Raw genomic sequence first — 20,690 nt, 5'->3', positions numbered from 1 at the left:
TATCAGCTTGGACAAATCAGTAGCAGCTCACACATAAACTGTTGAGCCCGTTGCCACTGATTAGCAAAGTGAGTAGAAAAATTATCCAGCGTTAACCAGATAATAATTAAGCCCATTATCTGCGCGATGGAAAAACCAATGCTGAAGATATTGAGCTGTGGCGCGGCTTTGGTCATAACCCCGAACGCCAGATTAACAATTAACAGCGAAACAATCGGAGCCAGAGACAAGGTTAATGCCGCCACAAACATCCAGCCAGCCCAGTGGGCAATATCACGGAGTTGTTCTGCGGCAAACCAGGCTTCGCCAATGGGAAATGCTTCAAAGCTCATCACGATCATTCTGATCATGGCCAGGTGTCCGTCCATGCCCCAGAACAACAGCGTAGCCAGGATCAGATAAAACTGGCCTACCGCCGGCACGTTAATACCATTTACCGGATCCACAATGCTGGCAAAACCAAGGCCGGTTTGCATTGCAATGACCTGCCCGGCCAGCACAAAGGTATTGAGCACCATCATTGATAAAAAGCCCACGGCAATGCCAATTAACAACTGCTGGATGCCAATTACGAATGTACCTAAATCAACCATTTGAGTGACAGGTGTAGGCGGTACCACCGGCATGATAACCAGTGTCATAAGCATCGCCAACAGCGCTTTTACCTGAGGCGGGATGGACTTGGCGCTCAGTCCAACCATCGCGGCAAACATCCCGCTGATACGCATAAATGGCAGCAATAAATCAGCCAGAAACTGATTAATGGCGGCTAGTTCGACTTCCATTTAGCCCACCACCTGCGGAATTTGCTCAACCATATGGAAGGTAAAATCCATCAGCTTCTGCACCAGCCAGTTTCCCCCCCAGCTCAGCGCCAGCAGCGTAACAATTAAACGGGGCAGGAAACTCATGGTTTGTTCGTTGATTGAGGTGGCCGCCTGGAAGACTGCCACCACCAGGCCAACAATCATGCTCGGTACGATCAATGCCGACACCAGCAGGATCACCATAAACATAGACTCACGCAGGATTTCAACAAAGACCTCTGGGCTCATCGGGTCAGACTCCCATTCCGAAACTGGTGGCCAGGGTGCCGAAAATCAGATTCCAGCCATCCACCAGTACAAATAACATCAGTTTAAAGGGCAATGACACGATCATCGGTGACAGCATCATCATCCCCATCGCCATCAGTATCGAGGCGACCACCAGATCGATAATCAAAAATGGAATAAACAGCATAAAACCAATCTGAAATGCCGTTTTTAATTCACTGGTGACAAAGGCCGGAATAAGGATGTTCAGCGGTACTTCAGTTGGATCGGCGTATTTATCTTCCTCACCGGCAATCGACACAAAGGTTTCTAAATCCTTGACCCGGGTTTGCGACAGCATAAAGGCACGCATGGGCCCTTTTGCCTGCTCAAAGGCCTCCATGGAGGTCATCTCTTCATCCAGATAAGGCTGTAATGCGCGAACGTTAATTTCATCAAACACCGGTGTCATGATGAACAGTGACAAAAACAGACTCACGCCAACCAGAATCTGGTTAGAGGGTGACTGCTGCAGACCAATAGCCTGACGCAAAATTGACAGTACCACGATGATCCGGGTAAACGAGGTCATCATCATGATAAATGCCGGGATCAGGCTCAGCGCGGTCATGATAAACAGCGCCTGAAGGGTCATGGTGTAATCCTGGGTACCATCGCCATTATTAGTAACGGTAACGGCCGGGATACCTTGCTGAGCAACGGCTGGTAGTGATAACAACAAACCGCCCAACAGGAGTATGACGATGGCTTTCATTCTATTTGTCATCGTTGTTGTCCTTCATACCCGGATTCATTTTTTGCGCCATGGCCTGCACCAGCTTTTGTTTAAAAGCCGCGCCACCACCGCTGCCAGCGGCATTGCCGGTCACGTTTTCCAGGGGCTGCTCGAGTTTGCTGAGGTGATTGATGTTTTGGGCGGTCACGCCAATCAGGTGTTGCTCATCGCCTACCTGTAACACCATAACCCGCTCGCGGGCACCGGCCGACAGGCTGGCAATGACTTTTAACTGACCGGAGCTGCCGGGAGTGACATTAAACCGTCGCATTACATATGCGAGGGAAAATATAATCGCGACAATCAGCAGCAATGATAGAAAAATTGACAGTACCGAGCTGGGATTGGTGATGGAGTTGGCGGCCTGCGCCTCAGCACAATACAGGGTTGAAACCAGGGAGACAAAGCATCCCCCTGTTTTGAAAGGAAATTTACCTGAGCTTTTTGATTCTCTCGATTTGACTAATAACATCCGTTAACCGAATCCCGAACTTGTCGTTGACCACTACTACTTCTCCATGAGCAATCAGCGTGCCATTTACAAGAACGTCTAACGGTTCACCTGCCACCCGGTCAAGCTCAACCACTGAGCCCTGGTTTAATTGCAACAGGTTACGGATACTGATCTGACTACGGCCGACTTCCATGGAAATGGTTACCGGGATATCCAGAATGGTATCGAGTTTCTTTTTCTCTTCCTGGGTGATGGGCGCGTCATCAGACAGTTCGTCAAGTTCAGCTACGCGGACGCCGTCGTCGTCACCCCCTTCGCTTTCGGACTCAGCATCGGCCTGTTCAGCCATGGCTGCAGCCCAATCGTCCATACCGTCTTCTTCACTCATGATCTCGCCTCTTATCTCTTAACTTGACTTGCGATTATAAATCTTCTTCCAGTACCTGCAGTTCGGCATCGTTATCGATGATCCGGCCACCACGGGTAAGTAACTGTAACTCAGACTTCACCGAAGTAGGTCTGGGTATCTTCTCGGCAATCTTCAGGGCCAGATTCTCCCTCGACCGACCCAGCTTGGCCCGGAAGGTGGGTAAATCTTCAATCAGCACTGTAATATGCTCGGGCATTTCAATGGGGATAATATCGCCGGGCTTGAAGTTCATGACATCCCGTAATGACACCTCAAAATCTAGCATGTGCGTGCTGAGTTCCACATGCACGTCCATAATTTCATCCCGCAGCGCTTTACTCCAGCGCAGATCCGTATCTTCCTTATCGCTCTGCACACCGGCATCGAGCAGTTCACGGATGGGTTCCAGCATTGAGTAAGGCAGTGACACGTGGAAGTCACCGCCACCGCCGTCCAGTTCAATATGGAACGAACTGATCACCACCACTTCCGTGGGGCTCACGATGTTAGCCATGGCAGGGTTAACTTCGGAGTCGAGATATTCAAACGACACATCCATGACCGGCGCCCAGGCTTCCTTGTAATCCTCGAAGATGATTTTCAGCAGCATCTGAATAATACGCCGCTCAGTGGGCGTAAACTCCCGCCCCTCAATTTTCGCGTGGTAACGGCCATCACCACCAAAGAAGTTATCCACCAGAATAAATACCAGGCGCGCTTCCATGGTTATCAGGCCAGTGCCTTTTAACGGTCTGAAACGCACCATGTTCAGGCTGGTTGGTACAAACAGGGTGTGAATGTACTCACCAAACTTAATCATCTGAATCCCGTTAATCGACACTTCCGCACTGCGGCGCATCATATTGAACAGACTCACCCTTAAGTGCCGGGCGAATCGCTCATTAACAATTTCCAGTGTTGGCATTCGGCCACGAACGATACGATCCTGTGATGAAAAGTCATACTCGAGCGCCGACGAGTCTCCCGGATCATGGGCGACTTCTTCTTCCTCGACGTCGTCTACCCCATGGAGCAGCGCATCAATTTCATCTTGTGATAATAAATCGCTCACAGCGAACTCCTGCTATTGCATAACGAAGTCGGTAAACAGAACCCGTTCAACCACTTCACCACCGGCAATGTCCTTCAGTGCGTTTTGCACCGCTTCCAGGGCATTGTCTCTTAACTCAATTTTACCCGGCTCTGTTACCAGGTCATCAGCGTTGCTGGCGCTGAAGGTTTGCAGCAAGGTACCTTCGATTAGAGGAATATGCGTTTTTGCCTTTTCCTCGTTATCGGTGCCACGCACCATTAACTGAACCTTAATCTGTACCAGTCTGTCACGGCCTGAGCCCGGCACATTAAATACAATCGGCCGTGGCATTGCCACATAAAGCGCTGTGCCCACACTGGCGTTAGCCTCTGGCATTGCGGCCGCCTGACCACCACCTTCGGCCGCCAGTTGCTCGGCTGCCGTTGGTTCGTCGCCGCCGGCAAATAAGAAGAAGTACGCTGCACCACCACCGCCAATCAGCACTACGGCGATAATGATGATCAGCATCAGCTTGCTTTTCTTACCACCGGTTTCTTCAATCTGTAACTCTTCTTCAGCCATTTTCCAACCACTCTCACCTACACAAATTAGGCGTATTATGTCTGCTCACCAATAAATGGCAACGGCAAACGTTATGTTTTCATTAAACATAGTCGTCAATCAGGCCGTTTGCAGGTCGGACAACGTGAGTTTCCTGACTTTTTGTCTCATCTTCAGCCGATTCACCAAAGCCACCGCCTTGCTGATCGGCAAATTCTCCGTCGCCGGCTTCACCACTGTTTTGCTGACTGACAAAGGACTCGCCTAAATCCAGCCCCTGCTCTGAAAACATATCCCGCAAACGCGGCATAGCTTCGTTCAGTGCTTCTTTAGCCTGCTGAGATTGCACCACAAAACTTACCGATGCGCTGTCGCCGGACACGTTCAGGCGAATTTGCATGCTGCCCATCTCGGGCGGATCCAGGCGTATTTCAGCCATCGACTGACGGCCGTTTACCATCCAGCGGATCTTCTCGGCAATTTGTTGCTGGCCCTGTGTCTGCTGCACGTTCACCGGTTTATCAAAGGCCGTCTGTTGCTGTATGGATTTAAGGGTATCACCATGCTGCTGGCGGGTTTCATGAACCAGCACATCCCGGGCTACCGTGACCAGCTCACTTAATTGCTGTTCCTGCCCGGGGCTCATGCCTGCCATAGAAGCCAGTTGAGTGAGTTGCTGAACATCCTGCATCACCGGCATCACTATATTCTGACTACTCTGGGGGGCGACATCCTGCACGGTTTGTTGCACCAGTGCTGCCAGGTCAATCCCCGGTTGATGGCCCTGCTTTAACTGCGTGCGCATTTCTTCAAGGCCGCTGGTTAACTGGCTGCGCATCTGACTTAACTGGGTATCGGTGAGTGCCGGATTGGCTTTACTGGCACTATCGCTCATCACCTGCGCCAGTTCCTGTAACGTCTTATCGTTACTTTCGCTAAGCATCGATGTCAGCGCATCGAGGTCGGTTACTTTTACGGGCGCTTTGTCGGCATTAACGGTAGTCTCGGTTTTCGCAGTTTCTGCATTGTGTTGAGCCTGACGCATGAGACTTACCAGCAACGCAGCCTGATTAATTAACGCTTCGTCTGTTGCCTCTGCCACGGCAATCGGTTCTTCGGCCAATTGCACGTTAGCCGCTACTAGTTCAGGTAATAACGCCTGTTCACCTTCCTCGGCGGCGGGGTTGGTATCATTATTTGCGTTCTGACGCTCACCGGGTAATCCCTGTAACAATGCCATGGCCAGAGCTACCAGGTTTTCTTCTGACAGTTGCGCATCTTCAGCGGCTTTATCTGCTGACTCTGCCGTCACGTTCTCTACAGCCGCTAGTAAAGAAGAGTCAGAGGTAGATATGCTGTTTTCGGTTCCCGCCTCTTCACTTGCTGCGCCGGCTTTGACCTGCTTCACCAATGCCATCAGATCGGAGAGTACCTGTTCAGCACCGCGCATTTGTTGCAGTGGTGAGGCCTGAATATCCCCTGGCAACTCACCTGGCAACAGACTGTTCAGCCAGTCCTGCAATTTGGTTAGCACGTCCCCCTCTATTGGTTTGCCCATATCGGTTGGCAGCATACTGATAATATCTTCGCTACTAAGCGGTTCTTTGGTGGGTGCCAGTTTTTCGCTGGCCGGGATTAACTTATCCTGCAGGGCTCGTACGGCGTCTACCATGGCAAGATAATCCGGTTCGCCATCGGCCGTGAGGGTAGCATTGCCGCCCAGCAACATGGCAATATCCGCAATATCCTCCTCGGCAGCGGCAATGTTGTCGATGCGCTGTTGAGCTGTCTGAGCGGCAGAAACCTGACGCTCGTTAGTCTCTATCTGCTCTTCAGCGCTGCTGGCCATTTTACCTGACGTCGCGTTTGCGTCGCTTTCTGAATCACTGGCAAGTTTGTCTGATGATTCACCGTCTGTTTTACCGACTGGTTCACCGGATGGTTCACCGGATGGTTCGTCGGCTGAAGCGCCGCTCTGTTCACTGTCTGTTCTTACCGTACTGTTTGTCTCAGAAGCTTCTTGCTTGCCTTGCTGAGCTGACGACCTGGCCGCTAGCTCCTCACTCTCAGACGCTGAATTACTCTCTTTAGCGGCTATGCTTTTTGCCTCAGCAGCTTGTTCGTCGCCACGCTGGCGATTAAGTACCTCGGCAAAGCTATCTTTTGCCGGCGCGCTTTTGGCTGACTTTGCCGTTACCGGCTGATCAGGGCTGACAGGTAATACAGACTCACTGGTTTGAGCCGGATCACGTTTGGCAGCACTTTCCGGCAATGTCTCCGGGAAAGCGGCAATTTGTGATCGTTGCGTGGCAAGCTGTTGCATCATAACCGAGTCCTCAATACCTAACTGCTTGAATTTGATGTGTTGTTACATCAGTATTAGTCGCTTCAGTAAAGATTTTGCAAAGAGTGCGCCACTTTTATCAATGGCGGGATTCAGGAAATAGAACGGCGGAGCAGACGCTGGGTAGCCAGCTCATCCATCATCTGTTGTTCGATTCGGTTGTCAATAACCTGCAGGGTCTGGTCTTTCTTTTCGATGAGCTTTTCAACGGCCTGACGTCGGCGCTGCTGAGCCAGCCACTGAGTACGACGCTGGTCGGCCGCCATTTTACACTGGGCAATAACGTGCCCCTGCTGCTCACAGGCTTTATCCAGCTTGGCAACAAAGGACAAACGCTGTTGATAGTGATGCGCTTTTACGCCACCACTGCCTTCCTGCTGGAGCTGCCGCACATAGTCCATACGGTACTGTTGCAGGCTGGTGAGTTTAGTACGCTGTTGCTGATGATAGTCCTGGGCCAGACGAAAGGCATTTAAGGCTTTGTTTTCTTTTTCCAGCTCCATACGTAATACGGTGGCTAGCTGCTCTATAGAACGGGTGACATCGTTACGGGCCATCGATGTTAGCCTTTACCTAAGCCGCCAGCCAGCTTACTCATGGCCTCCAGGCTTTCGTCATAAGCGGTAACCTGTTTCATGCCCTGTTGCAGTAACGCTTTGATGGCCGGTTCGGCATTGATGGCTAAATCAACCCGGGCATCGGTGCCGCGTGTATAAGCCCCCAGGGTAATCAGGTCGCGGTTTTGCTGATAGGTCGAATAAACCTGGCGAATACGACGAGCCTGAAACAGATGCTCTTCACTCACAACCTGCGGCATAACCCGACTGATAGAGGCTTCAATGTCGATGGCCGGGTAATGGCCGCTTTCCGCCAGCGAGCGTGACAGCACAATATGACCGTCAAGAATCGCACGGGCGGAGTCGGCAATCGGATCCTGCAAATCATCACCTTCCGTCAAAACAGTATAAAAAGCTGTGATTGAGCCCTGACTGTCACTGCCGTTACCGGCGCGTTCCACCAGTGCCGGCAAGCGGGCAAAGACCGAAGGCGGATAGCCTTTGGTGGCAGGCGGCTCGCCTACTGCCAGCGCAATTTCACGCTGAGCCATGGCATAACGGGTTAAAGAATCGATAAGTAACAGCACATTCATACCCTGATCGCGGAAATATTCGGCAATAGTAACGGCGGTTTCACAGCCTTTTAAACGCATCAGCGGCGAGGTATCGGCAGGGGCTGCAACAACCACCGCGCGCTGACGTTCTTCTTCGGTAAGGATATCGTGGATAAATTCTTTTACCTCGCGGCCCCGTTCACCCACCAGACCAACCACGACCACGTCTGCCTTAGCGCCCCGGGTCATCATTCCCAACAGCACACTTTTACCCACGCCACTGCCGGCGAATAGTCCCATACGCTGTCCGACCCCTACGGTAGTGATGGCATTAATTGCGCGCACGCCCACATCCATGGGTTCGGCGATAGTACGGCGGGCCAGCGGATTAATTGGCGGTTTGGTCGTAGGCACTCGTTCAGTAGCTTCAATGGGCCCAAGCCCATCAAGCGGCAGGCCATTGCCATCCACCACTCTGCCGAGCATCCCTAACCCCACGGATAATCCACTGTCCCGATTAAGCGGTAACACCCGTGAGCCGGGCACGATACCGCGCACCGCCTCGGTAGGCATTAAATAGGTAATATGATCGCCAAAGCCAACCACTTCAGCTTCAATTTCCCCGTCGATGGTTTGCACCATACACTGGCTACCGACAGGTAATTGACAGCCTACCGCCTCAAGTGTCAGACCAATACCACGAATAAGCTTACCGGCTGCGACAACGGGGGGAGACGGTACCTGTTTCTGGAGTTGCTGTAGATGGGAGGCCAGGCTAACTGTCATCAGATAAGCCCTGCTCTAACAGGAATTTATCAAGTACATTGCGACTGCGCCGTTCAATGGAAAGGTCCACGGCATTGTGTTGGGTAACAATGTCGCACCCGCCGCGCTCCATACCCGGGGTATCAATGAGTGTCCAGCCGCGTTCTTTGATCGTTTCTTCGCCAAAATGCGCCTGTACCAGTTGCACATCTTCAGGATGAAGATGAATACTGTAATGGTTTTCTTCCACCGGCAGCGCTTTAAGCCCTTCGCTGAGCGCCTGAAGAATAATGTCTTCATTGGTTCTGACTTCCGTGCGCACTACCGAACGTGCCAGCGCGACGGCCAGTTTAACCACTTCTTTGCGAACTTGTTCATCCACCTTCGTTAACGGCTCATGAAGCTGAGTGACCAGCGATTCCCATAATTCGGTTTGCTGGCTGATTTGTGCCTGGCCCTGCTCAAGCCCCTGTGCCAGCCCTGCCTCATGCCCCCTGGCCAGTCCTTCTTCGTGCCCCTGCCCATGGCCTTCGGCTTTACCCTCTTCAAAACCGGCTTGTTTGCCTTCGTTGTAGCCTTCTTCATAGGCTGCCTGACGAATGGCTTCAATTTCCTCGGCGGTAGGCGGTTTAATTTCTTCCGGCTCTTCCGGCGGCTCATATTTCCAGTCGCTGCGGCGATTCAGCGCATTCGTTTTGCCTTCATCGGTCGGCTCTGGTTGATCAACATGTGGCAAATCCCAGCCTTTGGCGTCTTCGAGTTCTGCAACCGTAAATGATTTATAGGATTTCATAGCTTATCCTGTTAAAGGAACTCTTCGCCGCCACCGCCGCCAAGCATAATTTCACCGGCATCAGCCAGACGTCTGGCCACCGATAGAATTTCTTTCTGCGCAGTTTCCACTTCACTGATCCGTACCGGCCCCATGGCTTCAAGATCATCTGTAAGCATTTCTGCAGCGCGTTTCGACATATTATTGGTGATCTTATTCTTGAGCTCTTCGTCGGCGCCTTTAATAGCCTTAAGAAGCGCGTCCTGCTGCACTTCGCGCAGGATTGCCTGAATGCCTCGGTCATCCACATCCACCAGGTTGTCGAACACAAACATCAGATCCTGAATTTGCTGACTGAGTTCTTCGTCCTGCTCGCGAATCGCATCCATCAGTTGGCCTTCAATACTGGTATCCAGGTAATTCATAATATCGGCAGCAGACTTCAGGCCGCCCATTTTAGCTGCCTGGGTACCGGCCTGACCGGCAAACTGTTTCTCCATGATCTCATTAAGCTCCTGCAACGCAGCAGGCTGAACTTCTTCGAGGTTGGCTACCCGCATCAATAAATCCAGGCGAACTTTTTCGGGGAACTGCGACAAAATCTCGGCAGATTGCTCGGGCTCCAGATAAGACAACACGATGGTCTGGATCTGCGGGTGCTCGTTGCGAATAATACTGGCTACCTGCTTGGAATCCATCCATTTCAGAGAGTCCAGTCCTTTGGCGCCGGAGCCCATCAGGATCTGATCTATCAGGTTAGCGGCTTTATCTTCACCCAACGCTGCAGTTAATGCCCGTTTAACAAAGTCCTGACTCTGGAAGCCAATGGTTGAGTAGTTCTGAATTTCTTCAATAAAGTGTTTATGCACAGAGGTAATTTTTGCCTGTGTCATATCATCGATACGGGCCATGGCCGCACCGAGTTTTTGTACCTGTTTTGGCTCCAGATGTTTAAGGATCTGGGCAGCATCTTCTTCCGACAGGCTCAGTAGCAGGATCGCGGCTTTCTCAACGCCTTCGAGCTTACTTACGTCGTAAGTTGGTTCTTCTTGTGTGGCCAGTTCTTCTGCCATGTTACGACCCCTTAATTACTCATCCTGCAACAGCCAGCCCTTCACTACCTGGGCAGATAGTTCAGGTTCATTGGCCACCAGTGCACGCACCGCTTTTAACACATCTTCATCTTTATGCAGATCCGGCAACATTAACGAGCCATCCGGTGCAAAGCCAACCTGACCGGCATCAAACTCGCTGGACAGCATATTAATGGTATCATCACCCAGATCCAATCCTTCATCAGCATCGAATTCGTCACTGGCCTGACTATCCGCCGGATTAATGAGTTTTGACAGCATCGGTCTGATGACGGCAAAGATCAGCGTGATAACGACCAGTCCGCCCATTACCCACTTAAGTATAGGCATAAAGAAAGGTTGTTCCCAAAGTGGTAGCTCTTCCATATCACCGGCATCGATGCGACTGAACGGCATGCTGACCACTTCGAGGCTGTCACCACGGGTAACGTCGAAGCCGATACCGCCCTGCAGTAAACGGCGAATGCTCAGTAACTCTTCCTGACTGCGGGCTTCGCTGCTAACGGTTCCGTCTTCAGCTGTGCTTTGCTGATAGTCCACCGCCACTGACACACTCAGACGACGGATCACACCAGTTTGTTGCTTGGTATGGCTAATAGTGGTGTCCAGCTCGTAATTGCGGGTCGACTCTTTGGTGGTTCTGCCGGGGACCGGCGCAACCTGAGCATTGCCGATAGCGTTTTCAGGGATATTCGCGTCAAGTGGCGGCTGGTTGCTGATCGCGCCGGGAATACCAGCGGCAACCGAACCCACAGAATTTTCCTCGACCACCATTTCACTGCGCACGGCGGGTAAATCCGGGTTATACCGGCGCTGGGTTTGTTCCACCGCAGTAAAGTCCATGCTGACATCTACCTGCGCTGTGTAGTTACCAATACCCAACACGGGGATCAAAATAGCATCAATTTTTTCCTGATATTCGCTCTCACGCTGACGTTCGATTTCATATTCTTTTCGTGCCCTGGCACTGACTGAATTTTGCGAGCCGGAGTTGAGTAACCGGCCGTTACTGTCGGTGACGGTCACTCTCTCTGGTTCCATGCCCTGCACCGCCGAGGCCACGATATCGACTACCGCGTCAACTTCTTCACCGGTTATTGCCGAGCCCCGTTTTGCGGTTAATACTACCGTAGCGCTGGCTTTTTTCTCACGGCGGGCAAACACGTTTTCTTTCGGCAATGCCAGCAGTACGCGGGCCTTTTTGATGCTGGCCATGTCTTCAATCGTGGCAGCCACCTGCATTTCCCGAGCGTGTTTGAGGCGTTCCATTTCCACCCGCTGTGACACGCCAAAGCCCATGTCCTGCATGATAATGTCGCTGCCAGCCTGTTCGGCCTGCGCCAGACCTTCACGGCTCATACCCAGTTTAATTTTTTGGTATTCGTCGACCCGAACGTGAACGATATTACCTTCCAACTGATATTCAATCTGGTTGGCATCAAGGTAATCGAGGGTTTCAATCAGCTCTTCGGTGTCCATTTTAGCCAGCGGACGGAAATCCGGTTCCTGGATAAACAACACCACAAAGATGGCAATGGCCACGCTGATGACTAGCACAACCACCAGCGTCATCTGGCGCACCATATCGGTACTGCCAATGGTGTCCATAAACCCGGATTTTTGCTCGTTATCGGAATCCGCCGCGTCAGAGACGGCCAGATTGGTTCCCGTTGCTTCAGCCACAGTCAGTTACTCCACTACACCGGCATATTCATGATTTGCTTGTACGCTTCAAGTACTTTGTTGCGCACCTGCACGGTGGCTTCAAACGCAATACCCGACTTCTCTTTGGCCAGCATCACTTCAGCCAGGCTGAGGGATTTATCACCCATTTCGAAACGCTGGGTCATTTCTTTGGATTCAAGCTGCATACTGTTTACTTTCTCAACAGCATTGCCCAGCATCGCAGCAAAATCGCTTTTCGACGTATTTAACTCTGTACTGACTTCAAGATTTTGCTGTGGATTAACGTCCAGACGAGTCTGCGCGATCATAGCCTGCATTTCCTGATACAAACTGTTGGCTTTAACGTCCATAACGGCTCCTGATGTGTGTTGATTGCCTGTCCGGTGGTGCCGGATTTATGGCTTTAATGGTACTTACAGAGATCTACAGCAAGGACCAGACCAACTTTTATTATTATTTAATATCAGCAACTTATGTATTTATGCCAAATTTATGACGGCAATCAGGCACAGGGCTACGGGTTATCGGAGGGGAATAGCAAACAGGGCGCTTATATAGGCGCCCTGTAGGTAGGTAGAAATAGTGATGAAATCAGGCCGGTACTTCGATGCCCTGCTCACGCATGCGCGCCAGCTTATAGCGCAGTGTGCGCGGGCTGATGCCGAGCTTTTCGGCCACATCCTTGCGTTTCCCCTTGCAGGACGCCAGGGTATCCAGAATGATCTGGTGTTCCTGGTGACGCAGCTCCGAGCCCAGGCGGCTGTCATCTTCTTCATAATCGGCTTCACTGTCTGGCGCAAAGGACTGCCCGCTCATGGGTTCAATCATCAACTCGCTGCCATCAATCACCTCTGATTCACACAAGATAAGCGCCCGCTGGCAGACATTTTCCAGTTCGCGGACATTGCCTGGCCAGCTGTGCTGTAACAGTTTACTGCGTGCCGAAGCACTCAGTTTAAACTGCCCTAACCCTTGCTGGGCAGCATGGCGATTAATCAGGTGTTCAGCGAGCGGAATAATATCCCCTACCCGCTGCGCTAATGGCAGCCAGGTAATTGGAAACACATTTAAGCGGTAATATAAATCTTCACGAAACTCTCCTCTGGCCACGGCTTCTTTTAGATCGCGGTTACTGGTAGCTATAACGCGGACATCCAGTTCAATGGTTTTGCGTGCACCGAGGCGCTCCACTTCTTTTTCCTGCAACACACGGAGCAACTTCGCTTGTAGCGCCAGGTCCATTTCGGTGATTTCATCAAGCAGTAAAGTGCCGCCCTGGGCTTGTTCAAATTTACCCGGACACGCCTGCACTGCACCGGTAAAAGCCCCTTTCTCATAGCCAAATAAGGTGGCCTCCAGCATATTTTCAGGAATAGCCGCACAGTTAATCGCCACAAAAGGTGACTGACTGCGCTGTGAGTTGTCGTGGATATAGCGGGATAACACTTCTTTACCCGAACCACTTGGCCCCAACACCATCACGGTTGCCTCTGAGCGAGCCACTTTGCGCGCCAGTTGGAGTAATTCCAGACTGCTGCTATCGCCAACAATGGGTTGTCGGGACTCGACTTTTTGCGCCGGTGCGTAACGACCAACCAGATTCAATAGTACTTCCGGGGCGAAAGGTTTGGACAAATAATCCGTCGCGCCGTCGCGCATAGCGCTCACAGCATCATCCACCGTGGCATAAGCTGTCATCAGCAGCACCGGCACATTGGCATCTTTGCTCTTAATCGCTTTTAATAGCGCCAGGCCATTCATTTCGCCCATCTGAATATCACTGACCACAATATCCACCGACTGCTTACCAAGCAGCATGATCGCCTGCTCTGCTGAATCGGCGGCGACCACCTGATAATCAGCCAGTAACAGCGTATCTACCAGCGCCTCGCGCAGGCCTGCATCATCTTCGACGATCAGTACGGTTGTTTTTGGCATGGGTTATTCCTCTGGTTGGGTGTCGGCAATTACCATGTCACTGGCAAATGCGCGGGGTAACATAATGGAAAAACAGGCGCCTTCATCGGCCAAATTTTCCACATTAATGCGGCCCTGATGTGCTTTCACTACCGACTGCACTACGGCCAGGCCGAGGCCGGTGCCGTGCGTTTTGGTGGTGTAAAAGGGTTCGAAAATTTTGTCTTTCAAGGCGTCAGAAAGACCCGGCCCCTGATCGCTGATGGTGATACACAACCAGCGGTTTAACACGCTGAACTGCACGGTCACGTCACTGCCCTTCGGGCTAATCTGGCTGGCATTCTGGATCAGGTTGAGTAAAGCGCCCTGCAAGGCGGTAAGGTTACCGGTGATCGACGCATTAATATGCTGACCTTTATAGATAACGAGCTGATCCTGGCCCTGAGTAATGGTTTGCGCTGTCGGCGCAATTGCCTCATACAGTTCTTGCACTGAGATATCATTAACGACCTGTTGCTCACCGCTTTTGGCAAACAGCAACATATCATTAACCTGGCTCTCCAGCTCTTTGAGTCTGTCCTGCAGTTTATGCGCAAACTGAACGCCGGATTCCGGCTGGAGGTTTTTGCGGGTCAGATTGGCCGCATACAGCATTGCCGCTGACAGTGGCGTACGAATTTGATGGGCCAGAGAAGCAACCATTTTGCCCAGTGAGGACAAGCGCTGCAGGTGACTCAGCCGCGCCTGTAACTGACGGGTTTCGGTCAGGTCGGTAAGCACAATCAGCTGACCCGGCTCATTGACCAGCGGTGTAATAGACAACTTAACGCGGCGCCCATCAAACAACGACACTTCGTGACCATCATCGGCCCGGGGTTTAAAAGAGCGGGCAATAATGGTTCGCCACAACTCACCTTCGAGCGGTTCGCCAAGCAACAAAGACGCCTGTTCGTTGGCTTGCCTCACAAATCCTTTGCCATCCAGCACGATAACCCCGGCAGGCATAACCTGTAACAGGTGATTAAGGCGGGACGCTTGTTGCCGTAAGGAGTCGAGTTCCTGCTGCGGTGATTGAGCAGTTTCGCGTACCAGCGATAAATCGGCCGCGGCCTGACGGCTTTTCCCCGGCTTTATCGATACTTCTTCTACGGTATTGGCAACACGACTATTTAATGCCATACATTCCTCGTCAATTTGCAGACACTTGTTGGACTGCTAAGGAATTAGCATTAGTCGTGCCAGAAATTTAGGCATTAAATTTCAATAAGATAAGTGATTTCTGACGAAGTCTTCGCTGTCAATATAATGACAAATGGAGGGTATCGGCGTTTACCTACAGAGATGGAGCTAACCGAATGATTAACTCTTTCTCAGGCCAACGGTGTTAGTCACGCTGAATATTGTACTTGCGCATCTTCTCAACCAGGGTGGTTCGGCGCATTCCCAGCTTATCGGCAGCCCGGGCAACAACCCACTCCTGCTGATCGAGGGCTTGCTGGATAAGATTAATCTCCAGCTCCGAAAGATACTCTTTAAGGTTTACTCCTTCATCCGGCAAATATCCGTTGATAGCCGGTTCAGGCTCCTGTGAATCATCATCGTACCCGGCCGACTCAGCAAAGAGTTCGTTGAAGGCATCCCGCTCGAGCACTTCTTCCGGGTAATCCGGCTCAAAACGCTCCATATCACCATACTGATATTTCTGCGGCAGATCCTGCACATCGACAATCTGGCCTGGATAGAGGATCATCAGCCGTTCCACCAGGTTAGACAATTCTCGGACATTGCCCGACCAGGGGTGTTCCATCAGTGAACTGATAGCACGCTCGGTAAATTTCACCGGGTCAACACCATCCCCCTGAATGCGGCTGATCAACTCCTGCAATAGTAACGGGATATCCTCACGGCGTTCACGCAGGGCCGGACTGTCGATAGGGAACACATTCAGGCGGTAATATAAATCCTCGCGGAATTTATCATCGGCAATCATCTTTTCCAGATCGCGATGGGTGGCGGCGATGATTCGCACGTCACACTGTATGGGCCGGTTACCACCGACTCTTTCAAACATTCTTTCCTGCAGTACCCGCAGTAATTTCACCTGCATCTGCAAAGGCATATCGCCGATTTCATCGAGAAATAATGTGCCGCCTTCGGCCAGTTCAAAACGGCCTTTACGGGCACTGATAGCACCGGTAAAAGCGCCTTTTTCGTGACCAAATAGCTCACTTTCCAGCAACTCACCGGGAATAGCGCCGCAGTTTACCGGGATAAACGGACCGTCTTTACGTTCTGACAGGAAATGTACATTACGCGCGACAACTTCCTTACCGGTTCCTGACTCACCCAGAATAAGCACCGTGGCTTCAGTGGGCGCAACCTGCTCTACCAGGCGACGAACGCCTTGAATTTGTTCGCTTTTACCTACCAGACTGCGGAATAACCGGGTTTTGGTGGGTACCGCGCCGTTACGAACAGGGTGACTGCGGATGTATTCCTGACAACGATGGATAGCCTGTGTGAGCACCGGGTATGTAATAGGCAAAGTAATATGCCCAACCAGGTTCCCCACATTGGGATGAGAATGGTTAGCCATATTCACCGCGACAAACGGATGTTGTGGTGAAGATTTAATCAGCGATAATGCCTCACCCCCACTTTCAACATCAATGACAACTGCGGTGGGCGTTTTACCGTTTAGCTTTTCTTTAGCGTCGGAAACAGATAGCGAAACACACGGCTCCCCCAAGAAGGTCAGGATGGTGTGCAAGTTTTGTTTTAATGCGTTGTTATCACTAACAAGCAAGATATCCTTCATTCATTCCCCGAAACGCTATTGTTATAAGTACTAGTTTATACCAAACCACTGTTGAATGTCTGTCCTGCGTCAAAATTCAGGCACAAAATTAATCGGTCTTTTCGTCGTTACAGAGCCTTCCGGGCAATTAAGAACGAGCGAGATAAATTACGCAAAATGCTTTAAAACCAAGATCATGGATTGATATAGCGTTAACGCAATTGTAGCTCTAACATTGTGAATCGCAATGAAAATATAAAGTTTTGGCAATAAAAAAGGCAGGTAAACCCTGCCTCTTATTCTATTTCATGTGCGTTAGCTATTGAGTAAGCTTAATACTTGCCCTTGTCGCTGATTAGCCTGCGTCTGCACGGCAATGGAAGCCTGCCCCAAAACATCATTGGATGCTTGTTGTGATACCGCCTGCGCATAATCAGTATCCTGAATCCGGCTACGGGCAGCCGCCTGATTTACATTAGTCTGGGTTAGGTTACGTGCTGCTGATTCAAACTGACTTTGTACCGCGGCTAAATCGCCACGCACTCCGTCCACGGTTTCAATAGCGCTGTCAGCGGCTGCGAGCGCCTGCTCAAGAGGCTGTGATGTGATATCCACTGACAAAACATCCGACAACTGACCGCCGATATCCTGTGTATCAACACTTATTTGCTGGCCAGCCTGACTGCCCACCTGAAAATCCAGTGAGCCCTCGTCAGATAAAAGCGATTTTCCAGCAAAGGTGGTTTGCTCAACGGTCTGAGCGATATTATCCTGAAGCTGCGTTATTTCGGCCTGAATAGCATCACGGTCGGCATCATTTAATATCCCATTGCCGGATTGAATAGTGAGCTCTCGGATACGGTTTACGTCGTTGTTAATACCGTCTAAACCGCCTTCAGCAACCTGTGCCAAAGCTAGACCGTCGTAAGCATTACTGACCGCCTGTCGGTTACCCTCAACCTCTGACGTCAGTCGATCAATAATCTGCTGCGCAGCAGCGCCATCGGCTGCGCTGTTTACCTGCTTACCCGATGCGAGTTGTTCAGACAGCTTTTCCTGACGCTGCTGAACCTGGTCGAGCAACGTTACTGGCTTGTCTGCGTTAAAATTAATCATACCTTTCACCTCAGGCTCAGTGTAGCAGTTGTACAAAGGTTAGCCAATAGAGACCATATCTCGCAAATGGCACAATATGTATAGCAATAAATACGAAAGTATAAATACAAAGAGGTTACAGCTTGTTTGGTACACAGCGGTCTGTCTTGCACACCGGCATACTATAAGGGGTTAGCAATACTATATGTCGACCTTCTGAGTATCGGCTGTAGTGCTATACTCGAAACACAACAGGGACTCTGACTGATTCGTTTGAGTAAAGTTTGCATTGAGGAATGAGTGCTGACTCGCCGTATTTTCAGGCTTAATTTCAGCTTTAACAACATGAATATTGTCGAAGCGGCTATTCAGCAAAGCGATCCCTTCGGTGATACAGGTTTTTGCCAGGCCCCGGCCACGTTTATCGGGGGCGATATTGATTGAAATCAGTGCGCGGTTACCTTTAACTTCAAAGTGCACAATTCCTATTTTTTCGTCGCACTCATCTTCACATATTACCAACAACCGTCGTCTGTTTTTCAAGGACGCAGCAAACCATTCCTTATGGTCCTTAAGTGCTACTTTGTCGGTCGTTTGAGACATTTGCCTGGTTAGTTCGTCATTACGCCACCGGTATATGTCTAAACAATCCTCCGGCGATGCTTCTCTCACTTTTACCACAGCGATATATACTCCACATTACTCACACTGGCTTGAAGCAACTATGAAAGATCCAGTATCGAATTCAGCAAGCAAAACGCCCCGTCTTTGGTTGCATAGTCTGAGGCTGCCAAACTCATGTCGCTTAATTTCTCATCATCGTGCCATAACGACGCCACCTGAGAAGAGATTTGCTCTAAATCAATACCATTAGTTGCATCATGCATCATGCACCATCCCTGCGTTACAGATTGTTCGGTTGTATTTCGCTGATTTTCGGCAACTACCAGCAAAACGGCTGGTGTGTGGCAGGCTGCCAGCTCAAACTGACTCCCTCCGGCAGCGGTGATAGCAAGACGGGAGTTGCTCCATAAATCGGCCATATCCTGGCAGTTGTGCACATGCTGAATGGCGTAACCGGAATCGTTTATATAAGCTTTTATCGCCTCAAGCTGCTCACTATCCATACCCGGACCGGTAACAACTCTGATGGGAGCATCAGTTACTGTTTTATTTATTGCCTGCAATAACGGCAATGTATAACCAAGCGGATCACTGCCCCCTAAATTAATGGTCAGACTAAAGCGACGTTCTATTGGCAAGGGGATTGTAGCGGTAAATTCCCGTCTCAGAAGGCGATATTCGGCACCCAAACATAGTGTCGCCTGCGGATTGTGCTGTTGATAATATTCCTGCCACTCACGCCCTGCCGGATTACAAATCAGACTGGCAAACTGAATGCCCGGCTGACATATGTCATCAAGTAATACCAGAGGGAATACACTCTCCCCTAACGACTGCAAAAATGTCTCATTAAATGCATAGCCATCCACAACGATAGCGATGGCTCCGATATCACGCGCAACAGCCAGTAGTTGTGCAGCTAATTCATTTTGCTCAGCCGGCGCGGTTATCTGTTTCCCGCACCAGTCATGTCGGCTTAAGGCGATTTCTCTGGCGGCTTCATTCACCACAAAGACAGCATCAATTCCATGCTCCTGAGCTGCCTGCGCTAACGCCTGACAACGCATCAGATGGCCAATTCCACTCGCTTTGTTACCGCCGGTGCAAAACAACAAGCCACTCATTGGCTGATATGCTCCCAACTCAGCGCGGTGCCTTTTTTAATAAAGTCAGCGGCTTTCTTATGTAACACTGAGTCCCAGTGCTTTGGCGCTAAACCAAAGGCCGGTCGGACAATTTTAAGATTGTCCGGTCCCAATGCTTCACCGGGCTGGATATCCTGACTGGCATAAATGGAACGACGGTATTGTTTGGATTTATCTTCCGCCACCGTACCACCGTACTTCACCTGGCCCAACGCCTGCCAGGCACGTTCACTTTCCACTACTAAAGAAGTAAGTTCTTCCGGCTCCAGGGAAAACGCCGCATCAACGCCACCACCATTACGATCCAGTACAAAATGTTTTTCGATGACGCTAGCGCCCAACGCTACAGAAGCAACGGCAGCGCCGATGCCACCAGTGTGGTCACTTAACCCTACCTCACAGCCAAACGCATCCCGCAAATGCGGTATCGTCAGTAAATTGGTATTCACCGGCTCCGCGGGGTAAGTGCTGGTACATTTTAATAAAATAATATCCTCACACCCGGCATTGCGAGCGGTGTCGACGGCCAGCTCAATTTCGCTCAAACTCGCCATGCCGGTCGACATAATCAAAGGCTTGCCTTTACTGGCCGCTTTGCGGATAAGGGGAATGTCGGTTAATTCAAATGACGCAATTTTAAAGCACGGTACATTCAGCTCATCAAGAAAGTCTACAGCGGCTTCATCAAAGGGCGAGCTAAACGCCAGCATGCCAAGGGAATTGGCATAGTCAAACAATTCGGCGTGCCATTCATAGGGCGTGGCCGCTTTTTGATACAAACGATATAAACTGGCACCATGCCAGAGGCTGTCCTGCTCTTCAATAACAAACCCTTTATCCGTGACATCCAGTGTCATGCTGTCCGCGGTATAAGTTTGCAATTTGATCGCGTGCGCACCGCTTTCTGCCGCAGTTTTAACCATCGCTCTGGCCGTGTCCAGTGACTGACTATGATTGCCACTGAGTTCTGCGATGATAAAAGGCGCTTGTCGGGCACTAATTTCACGATGACCGATATATATCGGGTCAGAAGATACGCCTTTAGCCATATGA

The 20,690-nt window shown here is 50.7% G+C and carries 21 protein-coding genes; all 21 read right to left on the bottom strand.

Translation table 11 applies throughout. The annotated features are described in order from the left end of the window. Window positions 1-2: 2 nt before the first annotated feature. The 21 genes from fliR to pseI all read right to left on the bottom strand — a co-directional run bounded on the left by fliR (window position 3) and on the right by pseI (window position 20,686). Window positions 3-785 (bottom strand): flagellar biosynthetic protein FliR, encoded by a 783-nt coding sequence (gene fliR, locus C6Y40_RS04405; protein WP_105933530.1) that lies wholly within the window; start codon window positions 783-785, stop codon window positions 3-5. Further along, the gene (fliQ, locus tag C6Y40_RS04400; RefSeq protein WP_105933529.1) at window positions 786-1,055 is read right to left on the bottom strand and encodes a flagellar biosynthesis protein FliQ; all 270 of its coding nucleotides are present in this window, start codon (window positions 1,053-1,055) and stop codon (window positions 786-788) included. Between the two features lie 4 nt (window positions 1,056-1,059). Further along, the gene (gene fliP, locus C6Y40_RS04395) at window positions 1,060-1,809 is read right to left on the bottom strand and encodes a flagellar type III secretion system pore protein FliP (RefSeq protein ID WP_105933528.1); all 750 of its coding nucleotides are present in this window, start codon (window positions 1,807-1,809) and stop codon (window positions 1,060-1,062) included. 1 nt (window position 1,810) lies between these two features. Further along, complete coding sequence (gene fliO, locus C6Y40_RS04390; RefSeq protein ID WP_105933527.1) at window positions 1,811-2,302, bottom strand: flagellar biosynthetic protein FliO; 492 nt, start codon at window positions 2,300-2,302, stop codon at window positions 1,811-1,813. Beyond that, window positions 2,262-2,672, bottom strand: a complete 411-nt coding sequence (gene fliN, locus C6Y40_RS04385) for a flagellar motor switch protein FliN (protein WP_105933526.1) — start codon at window positions 2,670-2,672, stop codon at window positions 2,262-2,264. The genes fliO and fliN overlap by 41 nt, the downstream gene beginning before the upstream one ends. A gap of 34 nt (window positions 2,673-2,706) precedes the next feature. Then, a complete protein-coding gene (fliM, locus tag C6Y40_RS04380; RefSeq protein ID WP_105933525.1) occupies window positions 2,707-3,765 on the bottom strand; it encodes a flagellar motor switch protein FliM in 1,059 nt (352 codons plus the stop codon). A gap of 12 nt (window positions 3,766-3,777) precedes the next feature. Further along, window positions 3,778-4,308, bottom strand: a complete 531-nt coding sequence (gene fliL / locus C6Y40_RS04375) for a flagellar basal body-associated protein FliL (protein ID WP_105933524.1) — start codon at window positions 4,306-4,308, stop codon at window positions 3,778-3,780. Window positions 4,309-4,390: 82 nt separating this feature from the next. Continuing rightward, window positions 4,391-6,613: a flagellar hook-length control protein FliK gene (locus tag C6Y40_RS04370; protein ID WP_105933523.1), complete on the bottom strand. Its 2,223-nt coding sequence runs from the start codon at window positions 6,611-6,613 to the stop codon at window positions 4,391-4,393. Window positions 6,614-6,723: 110 nt separating this feature from the next. After that, complete coding sequence (gene fliJ / locus C6Y40_RS04365) at window positions 6,724-7,188, bottom strand: flagellar export protein FliJ (protein ID WP_105933522.1); 465 nt, start codon at window positions 7,186-7,188, stop codon at window positions 6,724-6,726. A gap of 5 nt (window positions 7,189-7,193) precedes the next feature. After that, on the bottom strand, window positions 7,194-8,528 hold the full coding sequence (gene fliI, locus C6Y40_RS04360; RefSeq protein WP_105933521.1) for a flagellar protein export ATPase FliI: 1,335 nt from the start codon (window positions 8,526-8,528) through the stop codon (window positions 7,194-7,196). After that, window positions 8,518-9,300, bottom strand: a complete 783-nt coding sequence (gene fliH / locus C6Y40_RS04355) for a flagellar assembly protein FliH (RefSeq protein ID WP_105933520.1) — start codon at window positions 9,298-9,300, stop codon at window positions 8,518-8,520. The genes fliI and fliH overlap by 11 nt, the downstream gene beginning before the upstream one ends. 11 nt (window positions 9,301-9,311) lie before the next feature. Next, window positions 9,312-10,352, bottom strand: coding sequence for a flagellar motor switch protein FliG (gene fliG / locus C6Y40_RS04350; protein WP_105933519.1), 1,041 nt, complete (start codon window positions 10,350-10,352; stop codon window positions 9,312-9,314). Window positions 10,353-10,367: 15 nt separating this feature from the next. Beyond that, the gene (gene fliF, locus C6Y40_RS04345; protein WP_105933518.1) at window positions 10,368-12,056 is read right to left on the bottom strand and encodes a flagellar basal-body MS-ring/collar protein FliF; all 1,689 of its coding nucleotides are present in this window, start codon (window positions 12,054-12,056) and stop codon (window positions 10,368-10,370) included. A gap of 14 nt (window positions 12,057-12,070) precedes the next feature. Further along, entirely contained in the window at window positions 12,071-12,409 is a 339-nt protein-coding gene (gene fliE, locus C6Y40_RS04340) for a flagellar hook-basal body complex protein FliE (protein ID WP_105933517.1), read from the bottom strand. A gap of 241 nt (window positions 12,410-12,650) precedes the next feature. Then, complete coding sequence (locus C6Y40_RS04335; protein ID WP_105933516.1) at window positions 12,651-13,997, bottom strand: sigma-54-dependent transcriptional regulator; 1,347 nt, start codon at window positions 13,995-13,997, stop codon at window positions 12,651-12,653. A 3-nt stretch (window positions 13,998-14,000) separates the two neighbouring features. Beyond that, window positions 14,001-15,155 (bottom strand): sensor histidine kinase, encoded by a 1,155-nt coding sequence (locus C6Y40_RS04330; protein WP_105933515.1) that lies wholly within the window; start codon window positions 15,153-15,155, stop codon window positions 14,001-14,003. Between the two features lie 205 nt (window positions 15,156-15,360). Beyond that, window positions 15,361-16,794 (bottom strand): sigma-54 dependent transcriptional regulator, encoded by a 1,434-nt coding sequence (locus C6Y40_RS04325; protein ID WP_105933514.1) that lies wholly within the window; start codon window positions 16,792-16,794, stop codon window positions 15,361-15,363. Window positions 16,795-17,088: 294 nt separating this feature from the next. Then, window positions 17,089-17,889 carry a flagellin N-terminal helical domain-containing protein gene (locus C6Y40_RS04320; protein ID WP_105933513.1) on the bottom strand — a complete coding sequence of 267 codons (801 nt, stop codon included), beginning with the start codon at window positions 17,887-17,889 and terminating at the stop codon, window positions 17,089-17,091. A 180-nt stretch (window positions 17,890-18,069) separates the two neighbouring features. Continuing rightward, window positions 18,070-18,540: a GNAT family N-acetyltransferase gene (locus tag C6Y40_RS04315; protein ID WP_240621841.1), complete on the bottom strand. Its 471-nt coding sequence runs from the start codon at window positions 18,538-18,540 to the stop codon at window positions 18,070-18,072. 50 nt (window positions 18,541-18,590) lie between these two features. Next, on the bottom strand, window positions 18,591-19,616 hold the full coding sequence (pseG, locus tag C6Y40_RS04310; protein WP_105933511.1) for a UDP-2,4-diacetamido-2,4,6-trideoxy-beta-L-altropyranose hydrolase: 1,026 nt from the start codon (window positions 19,614-19,616) through the stop codon (window positions 18,591-18,593). After that, complete coding sequence (pseI, locus tag C6Y40_RS04305) at window positions 19,613-20,686, bottom strand: pseudaminic acid synthase (RefSeq protein ID WP_105933510.1); 1,074 nt, start codon at window positions 20,684-20,686, stop codon at window positions 19,613-19,615. The genes pseG and pseI overlap by 4 nt, the downstream gene beginning before the upstream one ends. Between the last annotated feature and the right edge of the window lie 4 nt (window positions 20,687-20,690).

Source organism: Marisediminitalea alba (assembly GCF_002993365.1).
GTDB classification, from domain to species: Bacteria; Pseudomonadota; Gammaproteobacteria; order Enterobacterales; family Alteromonadaceae; genus Alteromonas; species Alteromonas alba.
Note: the sequence above shows the minus strand (reverse complement) of the source record. Positions and strands in the feature narration are given on the sequence as shown.

What these genes read in the sequence shown, in the direction of transcription:
- fliR (WP_105933530.1), bottom strand. Translation starts at nt 785, where the DNA reads ATGGAAGTCGAACTAGCCGCCATTAATCAGTTTCTGGCTGATTTATTG.
- fliQ (WP_105933529.1), bottom strand. Translation starts at nt 1,055, where the DNA reads ATGAGCCCAGAGGTCTTTGTTGAAATCCTGCGTGAGTCTATGTTTATG.
- fliP (WP_105933528.1), bottom strand. Translation starts at nt 1,809, where the DNA reads ATGAAAGCCATCGTCATACTCCTGTTGGGCGGTTTGTTGTTATCACTA.
- fliO (WP_105933527.1), bottom strand. Translation starts at nt 2,302, where the DNA reads ATGTTATTAGTCAAATCGAGAGAATCAAAAAGCTCAGGTAAATTTCCT.
- fliN (WP_105933526.1), bottom strand. Translation starts at nt 2,672, where the DNA reads ATGAGTGAAGAAGACGGTATGGACGATTGGGCTGCAGCCATGGCTGAA.
- fliL (WP_105933524.1), bottom strand. Translation starts at nt 4,308, where the DNA reads ATGGCTGAAGAAGAGTTACAGATTGAAGAAACCGGTGGTAAGAAAAGC.
- C6Y40_RS04370 (WP_105933523.1), bottom strand. Translation starts at nt 6,613, where the DNA reads ATGATGCAACAGCTTGCCACGCAACGATCACAAATTGCCGCTTTCCCG.
- fliJ (WP_105933522.1), bottom strand. Translation starts at nt 7,188, where the DNA reads ATGGCCCGTAACGATGTCACCCGTTCTATAGAGCAGCTAGCCACCGTA.
- fliI (WP_105933521.1), bottom strand. Translation starts at nt 8,528, where the DNA reads ATGACAGTTAGCCTGGCCTCCCATCTACAGCAACTCCAGAAACAGGTA.
- fliH (WP_105933520.1), bottom strand. Translation starts at nt 9,300, where the DNA reads ATGAAATCCTATAAATCATTTACGGTTGCAGAACTCGAAGACGCCAAA.
- fliG (WP_105933519.1), bottom strand. Translation starts at nt 10,352, where the DNA reads ATGGCAGAAGAACTGGCCACACAAGAAGAACCAACTTACGACGTAAGT.
- fliE (WP_105933517.1), bottom strand. Translation starts at nt 12,409, where the DNA reads ATGGACGTTAAAGCCAACAGTTTGTATCAGGAAATGCAGGCTATGATC.
- C6Y40_RS04335 (WP_105933516.1), bottom strand. Translation starts at nt 13,997, where the DNA reads ATGCCAAAAACAACCGTACTGATCGTCGAAGATGATGCAGGCCTGCGC.
- C6Y40_RS04330 (WP_105933515.1), bottom strand. Translation starts at nt 15,155, where the DNA reads ATGGCATTAAATAGTCGTGTTGCCAATACCGTAGAAGAAGTATCGATA.
- C6Y40_RS04325 (WP_105933514.1), bottom strand. Translation starts at nt 16,794, where the DNA reads ATGAAGGATATCTTGCTTGTTAGTGATAACAACGCATTAAAACAAAAC.
- C6Y40_RS04320 (WP_105933513.1), bottom strand. Translation starts at nt 17,889, where the DNA reads ATGATTAATTTTAACGCAGACAAGCCAGTAACGTTGCTCGACCAGGTT.
- pseG (WP_105933511.1), bottom strand. Translation starts at nt 19,616, where the DNA reads ATGAGTGGCTTGTTGTTTTGCACCGGCGGTAACAAAGCGAGTGGAATT.
- pseI (WP_105933510.1), bottom strand. Translation starts at nt 20,686, where the DNA reads ATGGCTAAAGGCGTATCTTCTGACCCGATATATATCGGTCATCGTGAA.